Source organism: Pseudoalteromonas holothuriae (assembly GCF_945859825.1).
GTDB classification, from domain to species: domain Bacteria; phylum Pseudomonadota; class Gammaproteobacteria; order Enterobacterales; family Alteromonadaceae; genus Pseudoalteromonas; species Pseudoalteromonas holothuriae.
The window spans coordinates 128,901-142,077 of the sequence record NZ_CAMAPC010000008.1 but is presented as its reverse complement, the minus strand read 5'-3'; the positions used below and the strand labels follow the sequence as shown (position 1 = coordinate 142,077).

Sequence of the window (13,177 nt, the reverse complement as noted above, 5' to 3'; positions counted from 1 at the left end):
GCCTAGTTAGATCGTCTGTTTTTTATTCTTGCCATTGATCTAAACCTCAAAAAATACGAATATATGATTAGTAAATGTAAAATTTTGACATCGGAGTTAGTTACTTTTGAGTCGTAGGAGTCTAAATATGAAATTACATCACTTGCTTGGTGTGGCATCTGTTCTGTCGGTAGGCAGCACATTTGCAAATAACTTAGTGACCAATGGGTCATTTGAACAGGATGTTGTTTCACAAAAATGGACTTTACTTAATTCTGTAACTGGCTGGCAACGTGATGGCGCACAGTTTGAGATTCAAACCAATTCTTTAAATATTATTGCTGCGCAAGATGGTAATCAATATATTGAGCTTGATTCAACCGCTAACTACAGCATGATGCAAAATATCACCACAAGCCCAAATCAAAGCTATGTACTGAGTTTTTATTATTCTCCAAGAGTTGAAGGTGATAGCGATACCAACCAAGCCAAGGTTTTTTGGAATGGTGATGAAGTTGCTAATTTAAACGCAACTCAACGAGGATGGCAACATTATAGCATTAATGTTACAGCCAGTTCTGAAACTACAGAATTAAAGTTTACTGGGACTGGTGAGTCAAACTCATATGGGGCGTTTATAGATAACGTTTCTGTCACGGGCACTGTTGCTCGTACCTGCTCTGGTGGCCTATTTGGTATTAACGATTATGGTTCAGAGCAAGTAGGTTATGTTTATTACTTTGACCTTAATGCAGCAAATTACAGTATACTCACCGGACTATCTCATACTGCGTCAAATATAGCCAGCAAAGAGGGTACTCTGTACTTTATGGAGCAACAAGACAAAGCGACTAAAGCATCAAAGCTTTGGACCTATGACCTTGATACCAATAGCGAAGTCGCCGCTGCGGATACAACATCGTACCCAATTTATCGCTCAGTCGTTACCCCTGATGGTCAATCGCTACGCTCTACAAGTAAAACATACATGTATGATTTCGATTTACAGACCGGTAATAAGTCCGTTCTTGGCAAATTAACGTTTGCAGGTGAAGACTTTAAGCATGGAGATATTGCATACTCAGCCGATAATAACGTTCTTTACGTATTAACAGGTCAGGCGCTATATACTTTGGATGAAGCGAACATGAGTTTAGATCTAATTGGTACCCATGGATTACAGTGGGCATCAGGCATTGCAATAGCAAACAATGGGACCATTTATGTTTCCGCACGAAATAGCTCAGAAAATGCCAAAATTTACACACTAAACCCCAGCACAGCTGAAGCGAGCTATGTGATGGATGGTCCTGCACATATTAACGACTTAACCTTCGTAGATAGCTACTGCAGTGAATAAGCGAGCATAGCCAATACTGGCGATATGTTATCAAGATTAGGGCTTGCTTTTTGCAGGCCCTAAATACATTAACATTAAAGATTCAACAATTAATAAACTACCACTTACAACGACTGTAACCTTAAGCCGCTCTAGGGCTGTTGATCTTTACTGTTTGTTGCAGCAGTCATTCGGGTATTTCTCCAAGACAGAACCTGCATCCATCATGATTCTATGTAAGCGAGGTGATAACGTAGCAAAAATGTCCGAATGGCGTTGGCCAAAGGCTTCCACTAGTTTGTCATTCGCAACTGATATAAACTATTATGCTGCATTGCTCACTTAGCGTAATGACAGCCTTTGATTTGAAAAAACTCATACCTCAAAATTCAACTCGCCCTAGATAAGCACACTTGCCCAATGATTTATCCAATAGATAACATACTATATTCACATAGAAAACATACCTATACTCTCACATAGCAGCTTTTTGATGGTGCTACGCAAACACACAAATGAATACAATATAAAATATATCTAAAGTACATTTTTGCAACAAATTTAATGCTATTTACCGAGTTACACTTCCCCAATCTCTTTCATCTGGTTATACTGACGCGTTTTTAATGCATAGTTAGTCGCGCGATATGCGCTCAATACTGCGTAATTACTTACATTGGCCACCCGTTCAAATTACATAACTATTTGCACGTAATGATTATTATAAGGCCTCACAACACATTTGATTTAATTAGGAAGTACATATGAGTTCATCTTCAAATGGGGGCTTTTTCGGTCACCCAAAAGGACTTTCGACTCTATTTTTCACTGAGATGTGGGAAAGAATGAGTTACTACGGCATGCGAGCTTTACTTGTTTTATTTATGACAGCAAGCTTACAAGAAGAAGGTCTCGGTTTCACAGTTGCATCCGCTGCAGCCATATACGGTTTGTATACTGGCGCTGTGTACTTTTTAGGCTTACCTGGTGGTTGGCTTGCTGACCGTTTATTTGGTGGTCAAAAAGCGGTTTGGTATGGCGGCATCATTATCATGATAGGTCATATTATTTTAGCCGTACCACACGATTATTCATTCTTTATTGGTTTAATTTTTGTTGCCTCAGGTACTGGTTTGTTAAAACCAAATATTAGTGCCATGGTGGGGCAATTATACTCAAGTGAAGACGAGCGTCGCGATAGTGGCTATGCCATTTACTATATGGGTATCAATCTAGGTTCCATCATAGGTTACTATGTTTGTGGCTACTTTATGGAAAATGTAGGCTGGCATTGGGCATTTGGCGCAGCGGCTGTAGGTATGGGTATTGGTCTAATTCAATATTACCTAACAACTAAACACCTACCAAGCCATAGCGCAGCACCTGCCAACCCATTAACACCAAAAGGGATTAAAAACACTTGGTTTGGTATTGCTGCCTTTATTGCCACTACTGCTGCGGTCGTTATTGCCGCAACTACGGGGATGATTACCATCAACCCCGTCGTGATTGCAAAATATGTTGCCGTCGCATTTACTCTCATTTTCTTCATCTATTTTGGCATGATTTATTTTAAGGGTAAGTTAAACGAAGACGAAAAACGCCGTATGTGGGCTTTATTTCTAGTTTGTGTGGCCTCAGCATGTTTTTGGTCTGGTTTTGAACAAGCTGGTTCATCACTCAATCTATTTGCTCGTGACTATACTGACCGCCTAGTCGGCAGTTTTGAAATCCCAACTGCATGGTTCCAATCACTTAACGCGATTTTTATCATCGTGTTATCGCCATTTTTTGCAGCACTTTGGATCAACCTGTCTAAAAAAATGATCTCTCCATCTTACAGCGTAAAGTGTGCGCTTGGTCTTATCATAATGGCATCAGGTTTCTTAGTGATGTTTATGGCCGCACATTATGCTGCTGAAGGCCTCAAGGTTGCACCGTATTGGCTAGTCACAACATACTTTCTACACACAGTTGGTGAGCTTTGCTTAAGCCCTGTAGCCCTCAGTGCAGTAAGCCGTTTATCACCACAGCGTTTTTCAGGTCAAATGATGGGCGTATTCGTATTAACCTACTCAATTGGTAATATCATCGCAGGATTATTGGCCGGTGGCTTCGATCCAAACAAAGTAGAAGAAATCCCAGCGCTATACTTACAAATCTCTTTATTTAGTATTGGTATTGGTATCATCTTGGTACTGTTGAGCTTCAAAGCTAAGTTTTGGGAAAAACGAGGCCTAACAGCCACAACCACCGCTTAAATAAAAGCGATATTAAAAAAGAGCAAGGCAAGTATACCTTGCTCTTTTTGCCTAAAGAGCTTCAGCTCAGGATAAGCGAATTTGCTCCATAAAACTATTTAGCCCTCTATCTGCATTGTTTTCACTTGTATTAGCCTGCTATAACTGCATAAAGCGGCCATGATATTGAACAAACTGTCATCATTAGATGGTTGATAATATGCGTTATACTAATTGCATTAAATAAATGGCTTAGTAACCAAACAAAATTCCGGTATGTCGTTATTCAACATAAGTCACTTTTAACACCACTAATGGGTCATTTAGCTCCTAGAATCATCAATGTTTTAGTAAAATTGATATAATTACGTATTTAGCTATTTCAAAACTCTTATCCACACCTAAGGTTCGATAGTCGCCTAGCATGAACCGACACAGTAAAATGTAAACCTTACTATACAAATGCAATAGTAAATTTGAATACTATCTGGTTTATCATTTCATAGAAAAACAAAACTAAACCATTGAATATATTGATTTTAACATTCATTATTGAGGCTAGCTCTAGGTGCTTTTCTTTAAATTAAACCTATCAAACCTTAAATAGGTACCACTTTAAACTCTTTGTCTCATTAAATTTACATAGCAGCACTTATCTAAATATCTTCTCTCTCTTCCCCTATTACACTTTTTGATTAATCATTCGCATACTGAAAATACATAATCTAACAAGCAACCCAATTTGCTTAATTGCGGGAGTATGACAATGAGTGAAGTAAAGAACCCACTAGGTTTAGTTGGTATCGAGTTTACCGAGTACGCAACACCAGATGCGGACTATATGGATAAAGTGTTCACCGATTTTGGTTTCTCAAAACTTAAAAAGTATAAAGACAAAGACGTCGTATATTACAACCAGAACGACATTCACTTTCTACTAAATAACGAACGTGAAGGCTTCTCAGCAGCATTTGCAAAAAGCCATGGTCCAGCAATTTGCTCAATGGGTTGGCGCGTAGAGAATGCACAAAAAGCATTTGAAGTTGCTGTAGAGCGCGGCGCAAAACCTGCCACTGAGTCTGCAAATAAAGATTTCCCATACCCTGCAATCTACGGTATCGGGGATAGCCTAATTTACTTTATCGAAATATTTGGTGATAAAGGTTCAATCTATGACAATGACTTTGTAGATTTAGAAGAACAAAACATTGTTAAAGACAAAGGCTTCTTACGCATAGATCACCTAACCAATAATGTTTACAAAGGCACTATGGAAACATGGGCTAACTTCTACAAAAACGTATTTGGCTTTGAAGAAGTACGTTACTTTGATATTAAAGGTCAAAAAACGGCACTACTTTCTTATGCACTTAAGTCGCCTTGTGGCACCTTCTCTATTCCAATCAACGAAGGTAAAGACGACAACAACAATCAAATTGATGAGTACCTAGATGAGTACAATGGTCCAGGTGTACAGCACTTAGCATTCTTAACGAATGACTTAGTTGCATCTCTTGATCAACTCGATCAGTCAACGATTGCTACTTTAGATATCATCCCGGAGTACTACGAGACAATTTTTGACCGAGTACCTTGGGTTAAAGAAGATAAAGAGAAAATTAGAAAGCACCAGATCTTGGTAGATAGCCAAAGCGAAAACTGCTACCTATTACAAATTTTCTCGAAGAACCTGTTCGGCCCTATCTTCATTGAAATGATCCAGCGTGTTGATGATGGTGGCTTTGGAGAAGGTAATTTCCAAGCATTGTTCGAGTCAATTGAGCGAGATCAAGAGCGTCGCGGCGTATTATAAACTTTTTAAAGTTATTATTTTCACAAGCAGCTTTTTAAAAGCTGCTTTTTCCATTTTAGTTAAGGCAAAATAGCTTTAACCAAAAGTAAAAAGGAAAGGCAATGTCTTTTATTAATGAAACGCATGATATTAATCTAACTAGCTGGGTAGCAAGTGCAAACCAAGCCGGTACCGATTTTCCAATTCAAAATTTACCGTTTGCGGTATTTCGTCGTAAAGATAGTAATGAAGAGTTTCGCGGTGGCGTAGCCATTGGCGACCAAGTATTGGATCTTGCAGTAGTTGCAAACGCAGGTATTTTTTCAGCAAAAGCACAAGAGGCAGCAGAAGCTGCTAACGCACAAGCTTTAAATGAATTTATGGGATTAGGCCAAGCGCATTGGTCGGCGCTTCGCTTAGCATTATCTCGTGCACTACGTGAAGGCTCTGAGCATAAATCAGCACTTGAAGGTGCATTAGTAGCACAAACTGACGTTGAGTATTCAATGCCATGTCACATTGGTGACTATACTGATTTTTATACATCTATTTACCATGCTACAGCAGTAGGTAAGTTATTCCGCCCTGATAACCCATTACTACCAAACTATAAATGGGTACCTATTGGTTACCATGGTCGTTCATCGTCTATCGATGTATCAGGTCAAGCATTTCATCGCCCTAAAGGCCAAACCAAAGCACCTGACGCAGATACGCCGTCATTCGGGCCGTGTAAGCGCCTTGATTATGAACTAGAGCTTGGTATTTACCTTGGTAAAGGCAACGAACTGGGTGAACAAATTGCAATTGAAAACGCTGAAAACCATGTGTTTGGCTTTTGCTTGTTCAATGACTGGTCTGCACGTGATTTACAAGCGTGGGAATACCAACCTTTGGGTCCATTCCTAGCTAAAAACTTCGCCTCTACCGTATCTCCATGGATTGTAACAACTGAAGCACTTGCGCCTTATCGCACTCAGTGGCATCGAGATAGTAAAGATCCACAACCAATGGATTATCTTGAATCAAGTCACAACCGTGAAGCAGGTGCATTTGACATTCAAATGGACGTTTCATTAGAGACACAAAAAATGCGTGATGCTCAACAAGCTGCAGCTAAACTCTCGGCATCAAGCTTCAAGCACAGTTACTGGACCGTAGCACAAATGGTTACTCATCATACTGTAAATGGGTGTAACTTCTTACCTGGTGATATGCTTGGTTCTGGTACTCAGTCTGGTCCTGAGCACGAAGAAGCGGGTTCTTTATTAGAGCTCTCACGTGGTGGTAAGCAATCAATCACATTAGCAAATGGCGAAGAGCGTAAGTTCCTAGAAGATGGTGACAAAGTGATTATGCGTGGTTGGTGTGAAACCGACGGCTTTAATCGCATCGGATTTGGCTCTGTTGAAGGCACAGTTCTACCTGCTAAATAATCCCAAATTAAAAGCAGATAAAAATCAAAGGTGTGCAAATGCACACCTTTTTATTATGTAAATATGCTGGATTTTTGTATTAATCTTGTTATTGTGAACTGTTGTTTAAGAATTTTTGTAATTATGTTGAAGCTAATCAATCGCCTATTTAAAATACTATTCCAGCCAAGGCAAATATTAATACGCCAAAATGGTGAAATTTATATGTTGACCTTGCCAAGCTGGGTACAACCATTACTGCTATTTTTAGTATCAAGTGCTATAGCGTGGGCAGTCATGAATGCTCAGTCTGTCGTACAGCACCAAACAGATATCTCTGTCTTGAAAGCCCAAACACATTCTGACAAACAGTTATTTTTAAGCGAAAAACAACAAATGCAAGCGCAGCTTGCACAACAACAGCAAACACTTAACGAACTCACTGAAAAACAGTTAATGCTGCAAAGCTTAGTGGATGCGTTACCGAGTTCTTTATTAGAATCATTAAACGAAACAAATGAGAGTGCCACTCAACTTCCCAGCGAAGAAAATAAAGACGCTTCTGAGCCTCAAAAACCTCTCTCCTCAGCTGAAGTTGAGCAAAAAAATGCCAGCAATAATCGCACGCTGCAAGAAGTAACATTAGAAAAACAACCGCACTTTAGCTTACAGGCACAGCACTTAATTACTAGTCAACAACACTTTTTGAACCTAATTTCTAATAACATACAAAACCGCGCGAATACACTTGCTAATGGTTTGGCTGAAGTCGGTATTGCAGCAACAAAAAGGTCAGCACTGGCACAAGGTGGCCCTTATCATCAGCTTGAGTTAGAGCAACTTCCTCAAGACTACCTAAGTGCAATCGACAGCCTAGTAACACTCAATAATTTAGAACAGGTAATCACAACTTTACCTGACTCTATGCCTGTTGCCAAAAGTGACTATTATATTTCGAGTCGGTTTGGTTTTCGCAAAGACCCTATAACAGGCCAACGTGCTTATCACAAAGGGGTCGATTTAGCAGGTTGGCATAAAACTGAAATTATTGCACCAGCCGCAGGCACTGTACTCAGAGCTGGTAGCAATGGCGGTTATGGTAAATTCATCGAAATTCAACATGAACACGGTTTAGTATCTCGTTTTGGTCACTTGCACACCATTAAAGTAAAAAAAGGGCAACAGATCAGCAAATCTGAAGTAATTGCTTTAATGGGTAGTACTGGACGAAGTACAAGTACTCACTTACATTATGAAGTACTACAAAACGGCAAACACATAAACCCAATTAAGTTAACTAAGGTAATTAATCGTGTTCAATAGTTTACTAGGCAACAATAAAGCAGCTTCAGGTGTCCCAGCTTTGATATCTCCTAATACGGTTATAGAGGGGCATATCTTTTGTGAGGGTGAGTTACAAGTAGATGGTAAAGTAATTGGTGATTTAGATGTCAACACACTCATTGTAGGCCTGCATGGTATTATTGAAGGAAATGTAAAAGCACACCGAATTAGAATAAAAGGTACTGTTGATGGTTGCATTGATGCTGACAAGGTCATCTTAGAACAAACAGCCAAAGTACACGGTGACGTGACCCACGACACGTTAAGTATTGAGGCGGGTGCGCTGATTGAGGGTAAACTCGCACACAAGACTGAGGTGACAAATATCACCTCAATAAAAGATAAGACTACCGCGCAGTAATATACATGTTTATATCTGCGTGAAACACCTTGTTACCCTGCTCGTCAAACACTTCAACAGGTACAATTAAGTCTTCTTTATCTTGCCACTGCCTAGGTAACTCAATGCTTGCTTGGGCACGTAAATTCGTTTCTGCCTTTTTCAAATATTGAACTGTCATGCCTTTGGGGATCCAGCGATGCGTTTTATGTGGTACCGTCGCATCGACCATCACACCAGCACATAATTCGGCTAAATTACACTGTGCAATCGCATGAATGGTACCAATATGATTAAACACAGCTTTGCGCTTTGGTATGGTTGCGCAGCATAAACCTGGCTCTAAAGTAGTGATTGTTGGTTTAATTGAGCCAAAATAAGGCGCCTTGCGACATACCGCTTTACTAAAAAGCCACTGCCCAAATGGCAGCCACTGCATTCTTTTGTATATTTTTAATAGTGGGGCCGACACAAATAGTACCTCTAAAAACAAATTGATACACAAAACTAACACATCCGACCTGTTGACAAAATAGTCATATAGAGAATTTTGCGTTTTTATTTTAATGATGCGGCGCTTTGTCCTGTTCTTTTTTATTTTGCCCATTAGAATATCGGCCAAAAGGAGAAGTCATGCCGCATACCCAAGTAACCAGCAAATCCCTTATCTTTATTCTTGCTCTTTTAGTGATCTTTTGCCCGTTAGGCATCGATCTTTACCTGCCTGCTTTTCAGGCCATGCAGCAAGGCTTAAATGTATCAGAATCAAAAATTCAACAAACCATTAGTATTTACATGCTAACTGTCGGGTTAGGACAACTTATAGCAGGGCCTCTTTCGGATAAGTATGGAAGAAAACCTATCGCAACAGCTGGTATTACCCTGTTTTTTATCGGGGCTATTATGGCTTCAACAGTTGAAAGTTGGCGCTGGATGATGATAGCGCGCTCACTACAAGGGTTTGGCGCTTGCGCCACTTTTGTCGCTGCATTTGCAATTGTCAGAGATAGCTTTGGACATAAAGGCAGCGGCCAAATGCTCACCTACTTAAACGGTATTGTGTGTTTTATTCCCGCACTGGCACCACTCTTAGGCGCTTGGTTAACGCTAAAATTTGGTTGGCGAAGCAATTTTGAGTTCCTTGCTGGGTTCTCAATATTGGGGTTATTACTTGTTTTGTGGTTGTATCGAGAAACTAAACCTAAAGAGAGTTTTTATCAAGGTCATATTCTAGACTTGCGCCGCTTTAACCCTATGCTAAAAAATGCTGAATTCATGTTCAATGGCTCGATCACCATGTTTGGTATGGCCGCTATGTTGGTATTTGTGACAACTGCACCGGGATGGATCATGAACCACCTAGGTGGCTCTGTAACAAACTTTACCAGCTGGTTCACTGGCAATGCTGCATTAAGTATTATTGCCAGCTTTAGCGCCCCCATTTTTATTAAACGTCACAGTCGTAACTCACTTATCATCGGCTTAACGCTATTTTGTATTGGCGGCTTCACTATGTTATTGGCAACTCGCTATTCACACCCTGCCGCCTATATGATACCGATGTATATTGCATCAATAGGCTTTGCTTTTTCATTAGGTGCTGCCGCAGGTAAAGCATTATCTGGCTTCGCGAAACAAGCGGGCACCGCATCGGCACTCATTGGCGTTATGCAAATGAGCGGAGCCGGCGTTTTAGCTTTGTTAACCCAGCAACTACATTTACCAGCTCCCTATCAATTGGGGTTCCACCTATTATTTGCCTTACCCTTTCTGGTTTTACTATTAAGTAAACATAAAGAGTTCTTCCATAATGTGGCCTAAACCACATTATGCTCTTAAATACGTTGACCTAAACTGGCAAGTACAAGCCAAATAGATATTTATCGCAACGGTAGCAATATTGTCACAACTAGCAACGATAATAGATATACGGACGGCATCAGTGGCAAAGGCGGCGGCAGCTACATTTACCAAGTTTGTGAGCAAGGCAGTACAACTGTATGTTCTGACACTCAAACTGTTGTGTTCTAAAAACCCAACCTAATATTTAAGCGGGCTACTTAGCCCGCTTTTTTTGTCTCGCTGATAGAGCGTATATTTTCATTGCAAAACAGCATAAACTATTCACACAATTGAATTTAGAACCATGTAATCATGCTCAACCCAGAATCCTTAGTGTCGTTTTTAGTTGCCTGTACCATTATCGCTGTCGCACCTGGCCCTTCAAATGCATTCTTAATGGCACAAACTTTTACGCATGGCAGAGCTGCAGGTATGAAAAGTGCACTAGGGTTTGCTGTAGGCGGCATTATTCATACCCTATTTGCCGTTGTCGGTTTATCTGCAATATTAAAAGCCTCCGAAACGGCCTTTAACTCAGTGTTATATTTAGGTGCTGCCTACCTTGCATTTTTAGGGTTAAAAACACTAAAAGTAACATTTAACCAACCACTTTCATGTGAAGAAAAGCCTCATGTAAGTACCAAAAAATCCGGTAACGTTTTTTTTCAAGCGATGATGACTGAAGTGCTCAACCCCAAAGTTGCACTCTTTTTTATTGCTTTTATTCCGCAATTTGTTGACCCGAGCCTTTCATCCGCAACGGTGCAATTAGCTATCTTTGGCCTTTTATACCCTATTTTAGCATTTCCAATAGACTGCCTATACATCTATGGTGGTGACAAGATTGCAGGGTATTTCCGTCGCCACCCCAGCGCCCCTTTATGGATAGATAGAGCATCGGGGTTAATTTTTATTGCTTTGGCAATAAACTTGATATTGTGAGATTCAAAAATGCAAACAATAATACAGACACTTCCAAAGCAAAAAAATATTGCATTAGTAGCCCATGATGGAAAAAAAACGGCGTTAAAAAACTGGTGTTTTACTCATAAGAGTATTTTACATACTCATAACTTATATGCCACTGGCACAACAGGCCTCGTAATCGAAAAAACCACTGGGCTATGCGTAGAAAAGCTACTAAGCGGTCCAATGGGGGGAGATCAACAAATTGGTGCCAAAATTGCTGAGCACCAAATTCATATGTTGATATTTTTTTGGGACCCACTCGCTTCGCAGCCTCATGATCCTGATGTTAAAGCATTACTTCGTTTAGCGGCGGTGTGGAACATTCCAGTCGCTTGTAATGAAGTCACCGCAGACATATTAATAAGCTCACAAGTCATGGATCAGGAAGTATCTCGCAACTTACCTGACTACCAGAGCTACTTAGCGACACGTTTAGACTAGCTAGAGTTTATTTGGGTAGCTCAGCACTACCTAAACATATTGAGCTACTTGAAAATTTGCGTGGCCCACTTGGTTAATCCCGCAGTAACACTGCCAAAATTATCACCATTGAGCATTGGAATGTCTCCAAGGCTCTGTTGTAAAGCCGCTTTAATAAGTGGGGATTGGGCACTGCCTCCTGTTAAATAAATAACATCTGGTTGTGTCTGTGCACTGGTGATTGCATCTTGCGCTAATATACAAATTTGCTGCAAACTATCCGCAATCGCATCTTGTAGCTGTGTCTGCGTGACTAACTTCGTCAAATCATCATCAATGCAACCGAGTTCGGCTACATAATGCGCATCACTCGATAAAGCAATTTTACTCAGCTCACCTTGGCGCACTACTTGGTGCCCCAGCTTATTTTGTTGAATTGTTAATAATCGAGCTAATTTTTCAGGCTCACTCACATCTTTAAGCATTGCTTGCAAATGCCGACTGCTAGCTTGAGCATAAAACTCGGTTTGCAAATGAAGATCATTGATTTTACACGCCTGCCAATATAATTGGTTAGGCATCGGTAAACCTGACTTTAAAGTAGAGTCAAGCCCACACAACGGCATAAAGCTGCGATACGCAGTGGCAATATCTAAGTCATTTCCTCCAAGGCGTTTACCCGTATGAGACAAAAAGTCTTGCTGGCGTTCACTGCGCCCACGGTAACTTGGCCCCATTTGCACAAACGAGCAGTCACTCGTCCCTCCGCCAATATCAATCACCAGCACTTTTTGGTCTTGGTTTAGCCTTGACTCATAATCAATACCTGCAGCTAACGGTTCATACAAAAATTCAACTTCTTTAAACCCAGCTCGTTTAGCCGCGACAGTTAAAATATCTACTGCCTGTTGGTTGCTTTGCTCTCCACCAACCGCTTGAAAGTTAACTGGTCGACCAATGACTGTGTGTGTAATGGTTTGCGCTAATTGCTGCTCAGCTCGGTGCTTGATTTGCATGATCATGGCTGTAGCAATATCTTCAAAAAAAGAAATTTGCTGTGGTTTTAAACCTACGGCTCCAAAGAATGACTTTGGGGACTTTACAAAATAACCCTCTTCGGGAAAGTCAATATATTCATCTATCGCAGCTTGGCCTATGTGTATACCGGTATCACCAGTTGCTAAATCTAAGTCTTGACGTATTGCACCAATACCATTTAGCAATGCTAAACGTGATTGACGATAATCGTTGCCATATTCAGTGTTAGCCAATTGTTTAGCCACAAAGTCAACAATCAAAGTGTTATGTTGGGCATATAATGTTGAGGGTAAATAACAGCGACCTGCTTCAAGTTCCAACAACCTAACTTGTCTATCATCTGCCATCGTGCCTATTGCACAATTTGAACTTCCATAGTCAAAACCAACAATCATCTAACATACCTAACAACAGCAAAAGGCCGCGCAGATTATCATAACTCCCACTAAAACCTCAACC

Annotated in this window: 11 protein-coding genes; 9 read left to right on the top strand and 2 right to left on the bottom strand. The window is 40.4% G+C overall.

Going from position 1 to position 13,177, the window contains the following annotated elements; translation table 11 throughout:
- Positions 1 to 127: 127 nt before the first annotated feature.
- The 6 genes from OCI93_RS12180 to OCI93_RS12155 all read left to right on the top strand — a co-directional run bounded on the left by OCI93_RS12180 (position 128) and on the right by OCI93_RS12155 (position 8,470).
- Positions 128 to 1,339, top strand: coding sequence for a DUF642 domain-containing protein (locus tag OCI93_RS12180; RefSeq protein WP_261594369.1), 1,212 nt, complete (start codon positions 128 to 130; stop codon positions 1,337 to 1,339).
- 743 nt (positions 1,340 to 2,082) lie between these two features.
- On the top strand, positions 2,083 to 3,579 hold the full coding sequence (locus tag OCI93_RS12175; RefSeq protein ID WP_261594370.1) for a peptide MFS transporter: 1,497 nt from the start codon (positions 2,083 to 2,085) through the stop codon (positions 3,577 to 3,579).
- Positions 3,580 to 4,324: 745 nt separating this feature from the next.
- The gene (gene hppD, locus OCI93_RS12170; RefSeq protein ID WP_261594371.1) at positions 4,325 to 5,371 is read left to right on the top strand and encodes a 4-hydroxyphenylpyruvate dioxygenase; all 1,047 of its coding nucleotides are present in this window, start codon (positions 4,325 to 4,327) and stop codon (positions 5,369 to 5,371) included.
- Between the two features lie 101 nt (positions 5,372 to 5,472).
- Positions 5,473 to 6,786, top strand: a complete 1,314-nt coding sequence (gene fahA, locus OCI93_RS12165) for a fumarylacetoacetase (RefSeq protein WP_261594372.1) — start codon at positions 5,473 to 5,475, stop codon at positions 6,784 to 6,786.
- A 204-nt stretch (positions 6,787 to 6,990) separates the two neighbouring features.
- Positions 6,991 to 8,088: a M23 family metallopeptidase gene (locus OCI93_RS12160; RefSeq protein WP_261594373.1), complete on the top strand. Its 1,098-nt coding sequence runs from the start codon at positions 6,991 to 6,993 to the stop codon at positions 8,086 to 8,088.
- A complete protein-coding gene (locus OCI93_RS12155) occupies positions 8,078 to 8,470 on the top strand; it encodes a bactofilin family protein (RefSeq protein WP_261594374.1) in 393 nt (130 codons plus the stop codon). The genes OCI93_RS12160 and OCI93_RS12155 overlap by 11 nt, the downstream gene beginning before the upstream one ends.
- Here OCI93_RS12155 and OCI93_RS12150 read toward each other — a convergent pair.
- Positions 8,457 to 8,921, bottom strand: a complete 465-nt coding sequence (locus OCI93_RS12150) for a hotdog fold domain-containing protein (protein ID WP_261594375.1) — start codon at positions 8,919 to 8,921, stop codon at positions 8,457 to 8,459. The genes OCI93_RS12155 and OCI93_RS12150 overlap by 14 nt on opposite strands.
- 161 nt (positions 8,922 to 9,082) lie before the next feature.
- On the opposite strand from OCI93_RS12150, the gene OCI93_RS12145 reads away from it, so the two are divergent.
- The 3 genes from OCI93_RS12145 (at position 9,083) to OCI93_RS12130 (ending at position 11,701) form a co-directional block, all read left to right on the top strand.
- Entirely contained in the window at positions 9,083 to 10,270 is a 1,188-nt protein-coding gene (locus OCI93_RS12145) for a multidrug effflux MFS transporter (protein WP_261626496.1), read from the top strand.
- Between the two features lie 333 nt (positions 10,271 to 10,603).
- Positions 10,604 to 11,233 (top strand): LysE family translocator, encoded by a 630-nt coding sequence (locus OCI93_RS12135; RefSeq protein ID WP_261594377.1) that lies wholly within the window; start codon positions 10,604 to 10,606, stop codon positions 11,231 to 11,233.
- A 9-nt stretch (positions 11,234 to 11,242) separates the two neighbouring features.
- Positions 11,243 to 11,701: a methylglyoxal synthase gene (locus OCI93_RS12130; RefSeq protein WP_261594378.1), complete on the top strand. Its 459-nt coding sequence runs from the start codon at positions 11,243 to 11,245 to the stop codon at positions 11,699 to 11,701.
- Positions 11,702 to 11,745: 44 nt separating this feature from the next.
- On the opposite strand, the gene yegD is transcribed toward OCI93_RS12130, so the two are convergent.
- A complete protein-coding gene (gene yegD / locus OCI93_RS12125; RefSeq protein WP_261626495.1) occupies positions 11,746 to 13,113 on the bottom strand; it encodes a molecular chaperone in 1,368 nt (455 codons plus the stop codon).
- Positions 13,114 to 13,177: the final 64 nt, after the last annotated feature.

Coding starts and splice junctions, on each gene's coding strand:
- OCI93_RS12180 (WP_261594369.1), top strand. CDS start 128: ATGAAATTACATCACTTGCTTGGTGTGGCATCTGTTCTGTCGGTAGGC.
- OCI93_RS12175 (WP_261594370.1), top strand. CDS start 2,083: ATGAGTTCATCTTCAAATGGGGGCTTTTTCGGTCACCCAAAAGGACTT.
- hppD (WP_261594371.1), top strand. CDS start 4,325: ATGAGTGAAGTAAAGAACCCACTAGGTTTAGTTGGTATCGAGTTTACC.
- fahA (WP_261594372.1), top strand. CDS start 5,473: ATGTCTTTTATTAATGAAACGCATGATATTAATCTAACTAGCTGGGTA.
- OCI93_RS12160 (WP_261594373.1), top strand. CDS start 6,991: ATGTTGACCTTGCCAAGCTGGGTACAACCATTACTGCTATTTTTAGTA.
- OCI93_RS12145 (WP_261626496.1), top strand. CDS start 9,083: ATGCCGCATACCCAAGTAACCAGCAAATCCCTTATCTTTATTCTTGCT.
- OCI93_RS12135 (WP_261594377.1), top strand. CDS start 10,604: ATGCTCAACCCAGAATCCTTAGTGTCGTTTTTAGTTGCCTGTACCATT.
- OCI93_RS12130 (WP_261594378.1), top strand. CDS start 11,243: ATGCAAACAATAATACAGACACTTCCAAAGCAAAAAAATATTGCATTA.
- yegD (WP_261626495.1), bottom strand. CDS start 13,113: ATGATTGTTGGTTTTGACTATGGAAGTTCAAATTGTGCAATAGGCACG.